Here is a 15,505-nt window from a genome sequence, read left to right on the forward strand (position 1 = left end):
CGATTTGGTTAAGGATGCTCCGGTATGACAGCGAGGCTCCGCGCGATCCGGGTCCGGTCGCGGCGGCGCACGGCCAGGGAGGAATTGGGCGTTGAACGAGGATGGTGCCGACAGCCCCCAGCGTGAGGTGAAATCGGCCTGGGAGATCATGCTTCCGGAGGAGGGCGCCACCGAGGATCTCGGCCGCTTCCTCGCGGGCCTCCTCGTGCCGGGAGACATCGTCGCCCTGTCCGGCGGCCTCGGCGGCGGGAAGACCACCCTGGCGCGCGCGCTGATCCGCGAACTCGTGGGCGACCCGGACCTCGACGTGCCGAGCCCGACCTTCACGCTGATCCAGCCCTACGAGGCGGCCGACGGGCGCCCCATCGTGCATGCCGACCTCTATCGCCTGCGCAGCCCCGACGAACTCGTCGAGCTCGGCTTCGACGAGATGGCCGAGACCGCCATCACCCTGGTGGAATGGCCCGAGCGCCTCGGACCCCGCGACGCGCCGATGCTGACCGTCGACCTCTCCCTGCGGGCCGAGTTCGGGGACGGCGCGCGCTTCGCCCGCATCGACGGCAGCGGCGGCATGGCCGCCCGGCTGAAGCGGGCCCGCGCCCTGCGCATCCTGCTCGTGCGCAGCGGCTGGGACGAGGCCACGCGCATCACCATGCAGGGCGACGCCTCCTCGCGCGCCTACGAGCGCCTGGTGAAGCCGGACGGCAAGAGCGCCGTGCTGATGATCTCGCCGCCCCGCGCCGACGGTCCGCCGGTGCGCAACGGACGCCCCTACAGCGCCATCGTCAAGCTCGCCGAGAGTGTGCACGCCTTCGTCGGCATGGATCGCGGCCTGCGGGCGCTGGGCTTCTCGGCACCGCGCATCTACGGCGAGGATCTCGCCGAGGGCCTGCTGATCCTGGAGGACCTCGGCTCCGAGCCGGTGGTCGACGCCAACGGTCCGCGCCCGGAGCGCTACGCCGAGGCGGTCCGCCTGCTGGCCAAGCTCCACGCCACCGAGCTGCCGGGCGTCCTGCCGGTCGCCGACGGCATCGACCACGTGCTGCCGCCCTACGACCTCGAAGCCCTGGTGTTCGAGACCGAGCTGCTGCCGGACTGGTACTGCCCGGCGATCCGGGGCGCCGAGCTGCCCCACCCGGCCCGCTCGGAATTCGTGGCCCTGTGGGCGGAGGTGCTCGACGGCGTCAAGCCCGACCGCCCGACCTGGACCCTGCGGGACTACCATTCGCCGAACCTGATCTGGCTGCCCGAGCGCGAGGGGCTGGAGCGCATCGGCGTCATCGACTTCCAGGACGCGGTCCTCGGCCATCCGGCCTACGACGTCGCCTCGCTCCTCCAGGATGCGCGGGTGGACGCGAGCGCCGAGTTCGAGCTGCGCCTCCTCGGCCTCTACGTGCGCGAGCGCCGCGCCCGCGAGCCCGATTTCGACATGCAGGCCTTCGCCCGCGCCTACGCGGTGCTGGCGGCCCAGCGCGCCACCAAGATCCTCGGCATCTTCGCCCGCCTCGACCGGCGCGACGGCAAGCCGGCCTACCTCGCGCACCTGCCGCGCATCGAGGGCTACCTCGCGCGCAACCTCAACCACCCGGCCCTGACCCACCTGCGCCTCTGGCACGAGGCGCACCTGCCGCACCTCGTGCCCAAGGCCGCGGGCGCGTCGGAGCCGGGCGAGGGCGCTCAAGGACCCGCGATGCCCGCGTGAGGCTGCCGGACGGCAGTCAGCGCCCGCCCGAGACCTTCCCACGAAACGAAGCCGCCATGTCCGACACAGCTCCCATCACCCGCGCCTTCGTCCTCGCGGCGGGTCTCGGCAAGCGCATGCGCCCGATCACCGCGACGGTGCCCAAGCCTCTGGTGGAGGTGGCCGGACGGGCGCTCCTCGACCATGCCCTCGACCGGGCGGCCGAGGGCGGCATCACCGAGGCGGTGGTCAACGTCCACTACCTCGCGGACCTGATCGAGGGCCATGTCGGCAAGCGCCGGACGGCTCCGAAGATCGTGCTCTCGGACGAGCGCGACGCCCTGCTCGAGACCGGCGGCGGCGTGAAGAAGGCCCTGCCGCTCCTCGGTGACGACCCGTTCGTGGTCTTCAATGCCGACTCGTTCTGGCTGGAGGGGCCGGATTCGAATCTCGGCCGCCTGATCGCCGCCTGGAACCCGGAGACGATGGACATCCTCCTCCTCGTCGCCCCGACCGCGACCAGCCTCGGCTACGAGGGCAACGGCGACTTCGTGATGGATTCCTCCGGCGCCCTGGAGCGCCGCGGGGAGCGCGAGGTGGCACCCTTCATCTATGCCGGCGTCGCCATCCTGAAGCCCGGCCTCTTCGCCGGGACCCCCGAGGGCGCCTTCTCCCTCAACCTCCTGTTCGACCGCGCCATCGCGGCCGGCCGCCTGCACGGACTGCGCCTCGACGGGCAATGGCTCCACGTCGGCACGCCGGAGGCGATCACGGCGGCCGAGGCCCGGGTGAAGTCCACGGCGCCGGTGATGTAAAGTCCTGCGCTTCAGCTTATCTTAGGTGCGAACCATTGCCGCTGGGCGCTGTCGCTCGTCGTTGCGTCGGCAGGACGATGCGATGGCAGATCGGCCGGCAGGTCCGATGGAGTCTCGTCATGGATGCGAAGGAAGCGATCGTCAGGGCGAAGAGTTATTTTTCCGATATGTTCGCCGAGGAAGGAATCACCAATATCGGTCTCGAGGAAGTGCGGCGTGAGAATCAGGATGACAACTGGCTGATCACCCTTGGATTTTCTTGGATCTGGGATGCGAAATCATCGATCCCCGTCTTGGCGGGACGGCCTGGGAACGTTCCGAGGTTTTACAAGACGGTCAGGATCAAGGACTCGGATGGCAGCTTGGTGTCCATTACGAACCGGCCCGTGAACGATCAGTGAAGCAGATCTACGCGATCGATACGAATCTTCTGCTGCTGCTCGTGGTCGGAACGGCGTCAGAGAATTTCATACGATTGCACAAGAGAACGAATTCTTATACCGCCGACGACTTCAGGTTGCTCGTCCGAATCCTTGCTTATTCCGACCACGTCGTTGTGACGCCCAACGTCCTCACCGAGACGTCGAACCTGATGAGGCAGTTCGGTCACAAGGGGCTGGACGCGGTCATCGAGGTGTTTCGCCATCTCGTCGACGGAACGGTCGAGACGTTCATCTCCAGTCGCGAGGCCATCGCGGAGCCGGCATTTCACAAGCTCGGATTGACGGACGCTGCTCTGCTGGCCCTTCAGTCCGAAGAGATCGTCCTGCTGACCGACGATCTCGATCTCTACATAGCCAGTGTCTCGGCCGGCAGGCGGGCGATCAATTTCTCTCATGAGCGAGAAAGCTGGTTGCACGTTTGAAAGCCGCGGATCTGGATCCAGGTGACAGTTCCTTGCCCCAAGTCTTCTCGCCGCACGTCTTCTCGATCCCGCCCGGCGCGCCCTTCCTGCCGACCCTCGCCGACGCCCTGATCTCGGGGCGCCTCGTCGGCGAGATCGGCGACGACCCCTTCGCCCTCGCCTCCGTCACCCTCTACCTGCCGACGCAGCGGGCGGTGCGGGCGCTGGCCGCGATCCTCGCCGCGCGCCTCGGCCAGGCGGCCCTGCTGCCCCGGATGGTGCCGCTCGGCGAGGCCGACGAGGCGGAACTGGATCTGGCCGCCAACCCGCTCCTCGAGAACGGCCCGGACCTGCTCGCCCCGGCGATGCCGCCCCTGGAGCGCCGGCTCATCCTCGCCCGCCTCGTCCAGGGCTGGGCCGAGGCGGTGGATCGCACGCTGCTCCCGATCGACGACGACGTGCCCTTCCTGGTCCCGTCCTCCCCCGCCGACGCCATCGGGCTCGCCGCCGACCTCGAACGGCTGATGGACGCGCTCACCGTCGAGGGCCTGCCCTGGGCGGAGATCGGGGGCGCCGTCGAGGCCGAGTACTCGCGCTACTTCGGCCTGACCCTGGATTTCGTGAGGATCGCCGCCGAGGCTTGGCCCGGGATCCTCGCCGAGCGCGGGATGAGCGACCCGGTCTCGCGCTCGCGCCGCCTCGTCCTAGCCGAGGCGGACCGGCTGACGCGCGACCGCCCGACCGATCCGGTGATCGTGGCCGGCTCCACCGGCTCGGTGCCGGCCACCGCCCGGCTGATCGCCGCGGTGGCGGGGCTTCCGCGCGGCGCCGTGGTACTGCCGGGCCTCGACGGTGACCTCGACGCCGCCGGCTGGGACGCCATCGAGACCGGAGAGGGCGTCTCGCGCGAGATCGCCCACGGTCATCCGCAGGCGATCCTGCACCGCCTTCTCGGCCCTGCCTGCCTCGGCCGCGACCGGGCGCAGGTGGCGACCCTCGGAGACCCCTCCGCCCCGGCTCGCGCCCGCTTCGGCCTGCTCTCGCAGGCCCTGCGTCCGGCCGAGACCACCGAGGCCTGGGCCGCCCTCGACCCGGCCGAGCGCGCCCGGCTGGCACAGGAGGGGATGCAGGGCCTCGCCGTGGTCGAGGCCAGCGACGAGCGCGAAGAGGCGCTGATCATCGCCATCGCCCTGCGCGAGACCCTGGAGACTCCCGGCGCCACGGCCGCCCTGGTGACGCCCGACCGCGCCCTGGCGCTGCGCGTCGCGGCCGAACTCGCCCGCTGGGGCATCGTCGCGGAGGATTCGGGGGGCGAGGCCCTGTCGCGCAGCCGGGCCGGGCGCCTGGCGCGCCTCGCCGCCGAGGTCGCGGCCGACCTCCAGCCGGCCCGGCTGATCACGCTCCTGTCCCATCCCTATGTCCGGCTCGGCCTGCCGCGCAGCGACGTGGTCCGGGCCGCCGCCGCCCTGGAGATCGGCGCCCTGCGCGGACCGGCCCCGGCGCCGGGCTTTGCCGGGCTCCAGCAGGCGCTCGCCGACCAGCGCGCCGCCACCGGGCGCCGGCCCCGGGCCAAGCGCCGCCTGACCGAGCGCGACTGGGACCTCGCCGCCGGCCTCCTCGACCGGCTGGAACTGGCCTTCGGCGGCTTCCTCGACGCCGATCACCGCGGCGTCGGCAACCTCGTGGCCTACGCCGCCGCTCATCGCGCCGCCTTCGACATGCTGATCGACGCGGCCGAGGGCGAGGCGGTCGACGACGCCTCCCTGGGCGTGCTCGACACCCTGTTCGACGACCTGGAGATGGCCGAGCCCGGCCTGCTGCCCGGCCGCTTCGGCGACTACCCCGCCTTCTTCACCGCGCTCGCCCGCGAGCGCATGGTGGCCTGCAGCGACGGGCGCCCGCATCCGCGCCTGCGCATCCTCGGCCTGCTGGAGGCGCGGCTGATGAGCGTCGACCGGGTCGTGCTCGGCGGCCTCGACGAGGGCGTCTGGCCGATGCAGACGACCACCGACGCCTTCCTGAACCGGCCCATGCGCGAGCGCATCGGCCTCAACCCGCCCGAGCGCCGCATCGGCCAGAGCGCCCACGACTTCGTCCAGGCCCTCGGCCACCACGACGCGCTGATCACCCGGGCGGCCAAGCGCGAAGGCGCGCCGACCGTGCCCTCGCGCTTCCTGCAGCGCCTGCGCGCCTTCACGGGCGACGCCTGCTGGAACCGGGCCCTCGATGCCGGGCGCCGCTTCTCGGCCTATGCCGCCGCCCTCGACCAGGGCACCGGCCCGGCGCAGGCCCGCCTGAAGCAGCCGCGGCCGAAGCCCGATCCGGCCCTGTTCCCGCGCTCCCTGAGCGTCACCGAGGTGGAGACCCTGGTGCGGGACCCCTACGTGATCTTCGCCCGGCACGTCCTCGGCCTCGATCCGCTCGACCCGGTGGCGGCCGAGCCGGGCGCGGCCGACCGCGGCACGCTGATCCACGAGATCCTGGGGCAGTTCGCCCAGGACCATCCCGAGGCGCTGCCCGAGACGGCGGTGGAGCGCCTGTTCAGCCTCGCCCTCAACGCCTTCCAGCCGATCTCCGACACCTACCCTGAGCTCTACGCCGAGTGGTGGCCACGCTACGAGCGGCTGGCTGCGCACTTCCTGGCCTGGGAGGTCGAGCGCCGGGCGCAGCTGGCGCGGGTCCACCCGGAGATCTCCGGCAAGTGGGTGATCCCGATGGGCGCCGAGAGCTTCACCCTGCGGGCGCGGGCCGACCGGATCGAGCGGCGCCGCGACGGCGGGGCCTGCATCGTCGACTTCAAGACCGGCCTGCCGCCGAGCAACAAGGAGGTCTTCGCCGGCTTCTCGCCCCAGCTCACCCTGGAGGCGGCGATGCTGATGGCCGGCGCCTTCGACGGCTTCCCCGCCACCACGCTGACGCCCGATCTCCTCTACGTCCACGCCTCGGGCGGCCGCAAACCCTTCGAGCCCCTGGCGGTGAAGCCGCCGCGCGGGGACGAGCGCGAGGTCGCCGCCATCGTGGCCGAGCACGTCGCGCGCTTCCGCGGCCTCGTCGCCCGCTTCCTCACCGGCGAGGCGGCCTACACCTCGCGGCCCTACCCGAAATACGCCAAGTCCTACGGCGACTACGATCACCTCGCCCGGGTGCTCGAATGGTCGCTCGGCGGGGAGGGGGATGCATGATGACCGTCCGCGAAGCCTTCGTCGTCGACGACCTCACCAAGGCGGCCCAGCGCCGGGCCGCCGATCCGCGTGCCTCGGCCTGGGTCTCGGCCAATGCCGGCGCCGGCAAGACCAAGGTGCTGACCGACCGGGTGGTGCGCCTGCTCCTCGACGGGGCGCCGCCGGCCCGCATCCTCTGCCTCACCTTCACGAAGGCGGCGGCGGCGAACATGTCGATCCGGGTCTTCCGGGTGCTCGGCCGCTGGGTCACCCTGGACGACGCCGCCCTCACGGCCGAACTCACCGAACTCACGGGGGAGCGCCCTGCGCGGAAGACCCTGCAGGTGGCCCGGCGGCTGTTCGCCCGCGCGGTGGAGACCCCGGGCGGCCTGAAGATCGAGACCCTGCACGCCCTCTGCGAACGCCTGCTGCACATGTTCCCCTTCGAGGCGAACGTGCCGGCGCGCTTCGTGGTGCTGGACGAGACGCAGGCCGCGGAGGCGTTCCGGATCGAGACCGGGAACGTGCTGGCCGACGCCATCGGCGGCCGGCATCCGCGGCTCGGCGAGGCGCTGGCCGTCGTCGGGCCCGAGGCGACGGGGGATGCCCTGCGCAAGGCGATCCGCAGCGCCATGCGGGCGCGGGACGTGCTCGACAGCCGCTTCGGCCTCGACGGCCCCTTCGCCGCGCTGGCCGACGCCCTCGGCGTCCGGCCCGGGGACAGCGCCGCGGCGATCGAGGCGCGCATGCTGAACGGGGGCTTAGGCGATCTCACCGCGTTCGCCGGGCGGCTGCGCACCGGCAAGGCCACCGACGACGGCATCGCCGACAAGCTCCTGGCGGTGGAGGCGGCGGCCTCGCCCGGCGAGGCCCTGGAGACCTATCTGTCCCTCTTCTTCACCAAGGAGGGGGCGCCGAAGGCCGACAGGAGCCTCGGCACGAAGGCGGTGCCGGAGGATGTCAAGCAGGCCCTGCGCGACGAGCGCGACCGGCTGGAGCCGCTGCAGGACACGCTCCGCGGCGTGCGCGCCCTGGAACGCACCCACGCGCTCTTCACCCTCGCGGGCGAGATCCACCGCCGGGTCGAGGCCCAGAAGGCCCGCCTCGGCGCCCTCGACTTCGACGACCTGATCCACAAGACCCTCGACCTCCTCGGCCGGGTCGATTCCACCTGGGTCCTGTACAAGCTCGACCGCGGCGTCGACCACGTGCTCATCGACGAGGCGCAGGACACCAACCCGCACCAGTGGGAGATCCTGCGCCGCATCACCGCCGAGTTCGCCTCCGGCGAGGGCGCCCGCGAGGTCGCCCGCACGCGCTTCGCCGTCGGGGATCCGAAGCAGTCGATCTACAGCTTCCAGGGCGCCGAGCCCCGCGAGTTCGAGACCACGCGGCGCGCCTGGCAGCGGGCGGCCGAGGGAGCCGACCTCGCCTTCGAGGACGTCCACCTGAACCTGTCGTTCCGCTCGGCCGGCGGGGTCCTGCGCGCGGTGGACGCCACCTTCGCGGTTCCCGAGCATTACGAGGGCCTGTCCTTCGAGGACGCGGCGGTCGGCACCACCCACAGCACGGCGCGCAAAGCCGCGCCCGGCACCGTGGAGCTCTGGCCCATCGAGGAGCCGGCCGACGAGCCCGAGCCCGACGCCTGGGCGGCCCCCGTCGACGCGCCCGAGACCAACGCGCCGGCCATCGTCACCGCCCGCCGGGTCGCCCGCGCGGCGCTCGCCTGGATCACCACCGGCGACGAGACCGGCCGGGTCTGGCGCCCGGGCGACATCCTGATCCTGGTCCGAAAGCGCTCGGCGGCCTTCGAGGAGGTCATCCGCGCCATGAAGGCGCTCGGCGTGCCCGTCGCCGGCCAGGACCGCCTCGACATCGCCGCCCACATCGCCGTCAACGACCTCGTGGCGGTGGGCCGCGCCGGGCTCCTGCCGGCCGACGACCTGACCCTGGCCGGCGCCCTGAAGACGCCCCTCGTCGGCTTCGACGACGACGACCTCGTGCGCATCGCCGCCCGCCGCGACCTGCACGAGACCCTGGAGGACGCGCTGGCCCGGCACGCCGCCGCCGGCGACCCGGCCGCGATCCGGGGTCACGCGGCCCTAAGATCCTGGATCGACCTCGCCGCCTGCGAGGGACCGTTCGGGTTCTACGCCGCGCTGCTCGGCGCGCGGGGCGGCCGGCGCGCCCTGGTCTCGCGCCTCGGCGGCGAGGCCGGCGACGCCATCGACGTCTTCCTGATGACGGCGGCCCAGGCCGAGCAGGCGCCGGACGCCCCCTCCCTCGGCGGCTTCCTCGCCCGCTACGACACGGTGCCGGGGCGCGGGGAGGGCGGCCACACGGTCAAGCGCGACCTCGATTCCGGTCGCGACGAGGTCCGGGTGATGACCGTCCACGGGGCGAAGGGGCTCGAGGCGCCGGTGGTGGTCGTCATCGACGGCTGCGAGGCCCTCGGGCGCAACGACCCGCCGCTGCTGCCGCTCCTGCCGGGGGCGCAGCGGTTCGGCCAGGGCGCCGCGCCGCTGCCGCCGATCTGGGCCGGGGCCAAGGCCGGTGACTGCGAGGCCGTCACCCAGGCCCGCGCCACCCTGCAATCCCGGGCCCGCGAGGAGCACAATCGCCTCCTCTACGTGGCGATGACCCGCGCCGCCGACCGCCTCGTGATCGCGCCCTATCGGGGACACGAGGCCCCGAGCGAGGCGGCCTGGTGCGAGATGATCCGCACCGGTCTGGAGCACGCCTTCGGCCCCGGGGAGGGGCTGGAGACGCCCCACGGCCCCGCCACCCTGTGGCGCGACGGCGGCGCGGCGGAATCGGCGGCTCCGGCCCCCTCCGCCGTCCCCGGGGCGCCGGACCTGCCGGCCTGGCTGGAGGCCCCCGTCCCGGCCGAAATCGAGGCCGCCCCGCCGGTGACGCCGTCCGGCGCTCTCGGGGCCGCCGACATCCGCCGCGAGCCGGGCCAGCGCCAGGCCGACAGCGAGGCGCGCCGGCGCGGGACCCTGATCCATTCCCTGGTGGAGCACCTGCCGCGGATCGAGCCGGCCCAGCGGGCGGCCGCGGCGCGCGCCTTCGTGCGCGCCCGCGCGCCCGGATTCGATCGGGCCAAGCAGGACGGCATCGTCGCCGCGACCCTTCACCTCTTCGAGGAGCCGGACCTGGCGCCCCTCTTCGCGCGGGAGGCCCGGGCCGAGGTGACGCTGTCGGGGCGGGTCGTGGTCGGCGGGGTCTCGCGCCCGGTCTTCGGCCGCGTCGACCGCCTGGCGATCGCCGGGGACACGGTCTGGGTCGCCGACTTCAAGACCGGCCGGCCCCCGCGGGAGGGCGCGCCGCTGCCGCGAGCGGAAGCCGGGCAGATCGCCCTCTACGCCGCGCTCCTGGCGGAGATCTACCCGCGCCACCGGGTGGTGCCGATGCTGGTCTGGACCTCGGGGCCGGTCATCCGCCGGCTCGATGCCGAGGCGGTCGCCGCCGCCCTCGCGGCGCTGGCGCAGAGGGCGGCGTGAGCGCTGGAATCCGTCGAGTTCATCCCGAACCGGACGGATTCTAGCGACGCCCCCCGGCGGCCCGCTTCTGGGGCGCCGGCGTGCCGGCATCCTCCTCGAAGAGTTCGGCGAGCTTCTCGGTCATCGCGCCGCCGAGCTCCTCCGCGTCGATGATCGTCACGGCGCGGCGATAGTAGCGCGTCACGTCGTGGCCGATGCCGATGGCCAGCAATTCCACCGGCGAGCGGGTCTCGATGTCCTCGATCATCCAGCGCAGGTGACGCTCGAGGTAGTTGCCGGGATTGACAGACAGCGTGGAATCGTCGACCGGCGCGCCGTCCGAGATCACCATCAGGATCTTGCGCTGCTCGGGCCGGGCCAGCAGACGCTTGTGCGCCCAGTCGAGCGCCTCGCCGTCGATGTTCTCCTTGAGCAGGCCCTCGCGCATCATCAGCCCGAGGTTCTTGCGCGCCCGGCGCCAGGGCGCGTCGGCGCTCTTGTAGACGATGTGGCGCAGGTCGTTGAGGCGCCCCGGCGTGTTGGGCTTGCCGCCGGCGAGCCACGCCTCGCGCGACTGGCCGCCCTTCCAGGCCCGCGTGGTGAAGCCGAGGATCTCGACCTTGACGCCGCAGCGCTCCAATGTGCGCGCCAGGATGTCGGCGCAGGTCGCCGCCACGGTGATCGGGCGCCCGCGCATCGAGCCGGAATTGTCCAGCAGGAGCGTGACCACCGTATCGCGGAAATTCGTGTCCTTCTCCCGCTTGAAGGAGAGCGGCTGATACGGGTCGGTGACCACGCGCACGAGGCGGGCGGGGTCGAGCTGACCCTCTTCGAGATCGAAGTCCCAGGCGCGGTTCTGCTGGGCCAGGAGCCGGCGCTGCAGCCGGTTGGCGAGGCGCCCGACCACGCCCTGGAGATGGGCGAGCTGCTTGTCGAGGTAGGTCCGCAGGCGCGCGAGCTCCTCCGCGTCGCAGAGGTCCTCGGCGTGGATGATCTCGTCGAAGCGCGGGTTGAAGACCTTGTATTCCGGCCCGCGCGGCTCGTTCGTCCGCTGCGACGGCGGACGCCAGGCTTCCGAGGCCTCCTCGGATTCGGCGTTCTCGGCCTCGTCCGGCAGCTCGCCCGAGGGGGCGTCGGCGGCCTCGGTGGCGCCTTCCTGCAACTCGTCCGTGGCCTCCTGCGAGGTCTCCATCTCGGAGCGGTCGCCCTGCGACTGCTCCTCGGCCTCGCCCTCGCTCGGGGTCTGCTCGTCGTCCTGCGACTCGTTCTCGTCCTCGTTCTCGTCGTCCTCGGGGTCGAACGGCGTCTCGTCGGCCATGTCGAGGGAGGTGAGGAGCTCGCGCACCGACCTGGCGAAGCCGCGCTGGTTCTCGATGGAGCCGATCAGCCCGTCGAGGTTCGCGCCGGCCTTCTCCTCGATATGGGAGCGCCAGAGGTCGACGATCTTGCGAGCCGCCTCGGGGGGCGCGGCGCCGGTGAGGCGCTCGCGCACCATCAGGGCGACGGCATCCTCCATCGGGGCGTCGGCCCGGTCGGTGATGTCCTCGTACTTGCCGCCGCGATGGTAGCGGTCCTCCAGCATGGCCGAGAGGTTCGAGGCGACGCCGGCCATGCGCCGCGAGCCGATGGCCTCGACGCGGGCCTGCTCGACCGCGTCGAACACCGCCCGAGCGCCGGCATTCTCGGGCGCGAGGCGACGGTGCACGGCGACGTCGTGGCAGCCGAGCCGCAGCGCCATCGAGTCGGCGTTGCCACGCAGGATCGCCACGTCCTCGGGCGTCAGCTTGCGCGGCGGCTCGGGCAGGCGCGCCTTGTCGCCGGTCAGCGCCGGGCGGTCGCTGGCATAGACCACCTCGATCTCGGAACGCTTGGCGATGGCGCGCAGGCAGCCCGCCACCGAGCGCTTGAGCGGTTCGGCGACGGGCTCGCGCCGGTCGCCGGGCTTGCGGTTGGAGATCGACATGCGGGTCGACGGCTTCCTCGAAACGGACGGGAGGGGGTCAGCTCAGGGCGACGTTCGAGGCGCTCTCGGGCAGGTCCTTGCCGAAGGCGCGCTGGTAGAACTCCGCCACCAGGGTGCGCTCCAGCTCGTCGCACTTGTTCAGGAAGGTCACCCGGAAGGCGAAGCCGATATCCTGGAAGATGTCGGCGTTCTCGGCCCAGGTGATCACCGTGCGCGGGCTCATGACGGTGGAGAGGTCGCCGTTCATGAACGCGTTGCGGGTGAGGTCCGCCACGCGCACCATGCGGTTGACGATGTCCCGGCCGCCGTCGCGCTGGTAGTGCACCGCCTTCGACAGGACGATGTCCACCTCGCGGTCATGGGCGAGGTAGTTCAGGGTGGTGACGATCGACCAGCGGTCCATCTGGCCCTGGTTGATCTGCTGAGTGCCGTGATAGAGGCCCGAGGTGTCGCCGAGGCCCACCGTGTTGGCGGTGGCGAACAGGCGGAAGGCCGGGTGCGGGCGGATCACGCGCTTCTGGTCGAGGAGCGTCAGGCGGCCCGACAGCTCCAGCACGCGCTGGATCACGAACATCACGTCGGGACGGCCGGCATCGTACTCGTCGAAGACCAGGGCGACGTTGTTCTGGAGCGCCCAGGGCAGGATGCCGTCCTGGAAGGCCGTGACCTGCTTGCCGTCCTGCAGCACGATCGCGTCCTTGCCGACGAGATCGATGCGCGAGACGTGGCTGTCGAGGTTGATCCGGATGCAGGGCCAGTTCAGGCGCGCGGCGACCTGCTCGATATGCGTCGACTTGCCGGTGCCGTGGTAGCCGGTGACCATCACGCGGCGGTTGCGGGCGAAGCCCGCCAGGATCGCCAGGGTGGTCTCCCGGTCGAAGATGTAGTCCGGATCGAGATCCGGCACGTGCTCCTCGCTCCGCGAGAAGGCCGGGACCCGGAGATCGAGGTCGATGCCGAAGGCCTCTCGGACGGAGACTTCCCGGTCGGGGAGCGAGGCGGGCGAGACGTCAGAAAGCATAAGGACCTCGTCGGGGCGCGGGCGCCGTGGGCGTGTCACGGAACGCGCGGGCTGTGTCGGACTTCGGGGTCTCGCGGTTCGGGGACGATGAACCGCGCGCGACCGCCATCTAAAGGTCGACGCCGGGCGGCGCCAAGGGGTGTCTGCGCTGCATATAGGGCCTCGCCCGGCGATTGCCGCCCACCCAGAACAGGGGAGCCCCGGAAAACGTGCATCGATCGTGCCGGAACTCCGGAAACGCCGGTGCCCGGCCCCTCAGCAGAGGCCGGCGGCGCGCAGGGCGTCGTGGGCGCGGATGATGTCGCGCAGGCGCTCCTCGAACGAGCGGTCGCCGCCATTGGCGTCGGGATGGAAGCGCTTCACCAGGACCTTGTACTGCGCCTTGATGGCGGCCGAGTCCGCATTCTCGTCGAGGCCGAGCACGTCGAGGGCCCTCAGGGTCGCGGCCGAGTGCCGGGGCCGGCGCGGCTCGGGCGCGGCCTTGCGGCGGGCGGGCTCGCCGACGCCCTCGGCGCGCAGGATGTCCAGCGGGTCGACATAGGCCCAGTCGCGCTTGGGCGCCGCCTTGCCGCGGTCGCCGGCCGTGGCGGGGTTCACGCCCATCGCCCAGGTCGGGCGGTGCCCGATGATCGCGTCCTTCTGGAAGGCCTGCACGGCGGCGTCGTTCATGCCGTCGAAGTAGTTGTACGTGGCGTTGTAGGCCCGCACGTGGTCCATGCAGAAGCGCCAGTACTGCCCCTCCGCCTTGCGGCCCTTGGGCGCGCGGTAGAGCCCGGGGTTCTTGCACCCGGGGGTCTCGCAGGTCTGGGCGGCGGCCGTCTTCGGCTCGTCGCAGGACGGCTTGATGCGGATGCTGTCGAACAGGGGCGAGTTGAGATCCATGATAGGGCGATTATGAGGGGGCGGGTCGGAGACACAAGAGCGGCGGGCCTGATGCCGCATGCGGTGTTGGGGGGTTGACGCAGGCTGGACGCCGACGCCCGACGACGGGAAACACGAGGAGACGCCCGCGATGACCGAGACCGTGACCCTGAGGGAGTGGATCACCGACACGCTGCGGGCGCAACTGGCGCCGCAGGACCTGGCGGTGATCGACGAATCGCACCTGCATGCGGGCCATTCGGGGGCACGCCCCGAAGGCGAGACGCATTTCCGCCTTGACGTGGTCGCGGCCGCCTTCGAGGGCAAGAGCCGCGTGGAGCGCCACCGCATCGTCAACGCCGCCCTCGAGCCGGCGTTCAAGCGCGGGCTCCACGCCCTGGCGGTGCGCGCCCGCACGCCCGCCGAGGCGTCCTGACCCGACACTTCCCGCGAGAGACCCCGCCGTGGCCCTTCAGTGCACGCCCCACATCGCCATCGACGAGGCGGAACTGGAGGAGACCTTCGTGCGCGCCTCCGGCCCCGGCGGGCAGAACGTCAACAAGCTCTCGACGGCGGTGCAGCTGCGCTTCGACGCCCGGCGCTCGGCCGCGCTGCCGGATGCGGTGGCGGTCCGCCTGATGCGCCTGGCGGGCCGGCGCCTCACCGTCGACGGCGTCATCGTGATCAGCGCCCAGCGCTTCCGGACCCAGGACCGGAACCGGGCGGATGCCCGTGAGCGGCTGGCCGAACTCGTGGCCGAGGCCGCCGTGCCGCCGACGCCCCGGCGCGCCACGCGCCCGACGCTCGCCTCGAAGAAGCGCCGCCTCGACGACAAGTCGAAGCGGAGCGCCACCAAGCGCCTGCGCGGCAGCCGCGCGGATTAGGGGCCGGGCCCCGGATCCTGAGCTCGAATCCTGCGCTCGGATCCCGGGCTCAGATCCTGGCCGCCGCCGTGCCGTCCGGCGGATGCGTCTCGACCTCGCCGCTGACGTAGCTGCTGCCCGGCTTCATGATCGTCAGCACCAGGGCGATGACGGCCAGCAGCGCCGAGACCGCGGCCGGGAACAGGAAGGCGTCCTCGCCGTAGCGCATCTGCAGGAAGCCGCCGATCACCGCGCCGGTGCTCAGCGCCGCCCAGAGGGGGGCCTGGATCCAGAACGAGGGCGCCACGGTGCCGAGCATCAGGTTGGCGAGCCCGGTCCCGAAGCGCACCACGGCGCCGGTGACGTAGGTGAGCGCGAGGCTGCGCCCGCCCTCGTCCTGCAGCGTCGCGTTCTGCAGCCCGAGCGCGATGACGATCGGGTAGGCGTGGAGCGGGAAGGCGAAGCTGCCGTGCGGAACGATGAGCCCGATCGTCAGGAGCACCGATTGCAGCAGGAGCAGCACCGAGAGACGCCAGCGCCCGACCCAGGCCGCGATCAGCGTCCCCGCGAAGGCACCGAAGCAGAACAGGACGATGACCGAGGCGACGCGCGAGGTGCTCTCCCAGTCGAACCGGCTGACCGAGACGCCGAAGCGCGTCGTGTTCCCGCTCATGAACGACATGAACAGCTGCGAGAATTCGAGGAACCCGATGGAATCGGCGCAGCCGGCCACGGCCGAGAGCGCCAGCGCGAATGGGATGCGCGTCGCGGCGCTCGCGGGAAACGACTTGTTCTGCGTCTCTGCCATAGGTCT

General features: G+C 72.0%; 12 protein-coding genes. 8 read left to right on the forward strand and 4 right to left on the reverse strand.

The window, feature by feature from the left end:
• Nucleotides 1–148: 148 nt before the first annotated feature.
• The 6 genes from tsaE (at nt 149) to addA (ending at nt 10,004) form a co-directional block, all read left to right on the forward strand.
• Nucleotides 149–1,702 carry a tRNA (adenosine(37)-N6)-threonylcarbamoyltransferase complex ATPase subunit type 1 TsaE gene (gene tsaE / locus ASF49_RS01045; protein WP_082510804.1) on the forward strand — a complete coding sequence of 518 codons (1,554 nt, stop codon included), beginning with the start codon at nt 149–151 and terminating at the stop codon, nt 1,700–1,702.
• Between the two features lie 56 nt (nt 1,703–1,758).
• Nucleotides 1,759–2,496: a nucleotidyltransferase family protein gene (locus ASF49_RS01050; protein WP_056466367.1), complete on the forward strand. Its 738-nt coding sequence runs from the start codon at nt 1,759–1,761 to the stop codon at nt 2,494–2,496.
• Between the two features lie 119 nt (nt 2,497–2,615).
• A complete protein-coding gene (locus ASF49_RS01055) occupies nt 2,616–2,897 on the forward strand; it encodes a hypothetical protein (protein WP_056466369.1) in 282 nt (93 codons plus the stop codon).
• Nucleotides 2,894–3,361 (forward strand): PIN domain-containing protein, encoded by a 468-nt coding sequence (locus tag ASF49_RS01060; protein WP_056466371.1) that lies wholly within the window; start codon nt 2,894–2,896, stop codon nt 3,359–3,361. Before ASF49_RS01055 ends, ASF49_RS01060 begins: the two co-directional genes overlap by 4 nt.
• A gap of 32 nt (nt 3,362–3,393) precedes the next feature.
• On the forward strand, nt 3,394–6,522 hold the full coding sequence (gene addB / locus ASF49_RS01065; RefSeq protein WP_056466374.1) for a double-strand break repair protein AddB: 3,129 nt from the start codon (nt 3,394–3,396) through the stop codon (nt 6,520–6,522).
• Complete coding sequence (gene addA, locus ASF49_RS01070) at nt 6,519–10,004, forward strand: double-strand break repair helicase AddA (RefSeq protein ID WP_056466377.1); 3,486 nt, start codon at nt 6,519–6,521, stop codon at nt 10,002–10,004. Before addB ends, addA begins: the two co-directional genes overlap by 4 nt.
• A 40-nt stretch (nt 10,005–10,044) precedes the next feature.
• Here the strand turns inward: addA and cobT are convergent, their stop codons facing one another.
• The 3 genes from cobT to ASF49_RS01085 all read right to left on the reverse strand — a co-directional run bounded on the left by cobT (nt 10,045) and on the right by ASF49_RS01085 (nt 13,849).
• Entirely contained in the window at nt 10,045–11,946 is a 1,902-nt protein-coding gene (gene cobT / locus ASF49_RS01075; RefSeq protein ID WP_056466378.1) for a cobaltochelatase subunit CobT, read from the reverse strand.
• A gap of 37 nt (nt 11,947–11,983) precedes the next feature.
• Nucleotides 11,984–12,967, reverse strand: a complete 984-nt coding sequence (gene cobS, locus ASF49_RS01080) for a cobaltochelatase subunit CobS (protein ID WP_056466381.1) — start codon at nt 12,965–12,967, stop codon at nt 11,984–11,986.
• 255 nt (nt 12,968–13,222) lie between these two features.
• The gene (locus ASF49_RS01085) at nt 13,223–13,849 is read right to left on the reverse strand and encodes a J domain-containing protein (RefSeq protein WP_056466384.1); all 627 of its coding nucleotides are present in this window, start codon (nt 13,847–13,849) and stop codon (nt 13,223–13,225) included.
• Nucleotides 13,850–13,979: 130 nt separating this feature from the next.
• Here ASF49_RS01085 and ASF49_RS01090 point away from each other — a divergent pair, with 130 nt between their 5' ends.
• Nucleotides 13,980–14,264 (forward strand): BolA family protein, encoded by a 285-nt coding sequence (locus ASF49_RS01090; RefSeq protein WP_056466387.1) that lies wholly within the window; start codon nt 13,980–13,982, stop codon nt 14,262–14,264.
• A gap of 28 nt (nt 14,265–14,292) precedes the next feature.
• Nucleotides 14,293–14,712 carry an alternative ribosome rescue aminoacyl-tRNA hydrolase ArfB gene (gene arfB / locus ASF49_RS01095; protein WP_056466390.1) on the forward strand — a complete coding sequence of 140 codons (420 nt, stop codon included), beginning with the start codon at nt 14,293–14,295 and terminating at the stop codon, nt 14,710–14,712.
• Between the two features lie 49 nt (nt 14,713–14,761).
• Here the strand turns inward: arfB and ASF49_RS01100 are convergent, their stop codons facing one another.
• Nucleotides 14,762–15,499 (reverse strand): YoaK family protein, encoded by a 738-nt coding sequence (locus ASF49_RS01100; protein WP_056466393.1) that lies wholly within the window; start codon nt 15,497–15,499, stop codon nt 14,762–14,764.
• Between the last annotated feature and the right edge of the window lie 6 nt (nt 15,500–15,505).

This window comes from Methylobacterium sp. Leaf104 (assembly GCF_001422885.1).
In the GTDB taxonomy this organism is placed as follows: domain Bacteria; phylum Pseudomonadota; class Alphaproteobacteria; order Rhizobiales; family Beijerinckiaceae; genus Methylobacterium.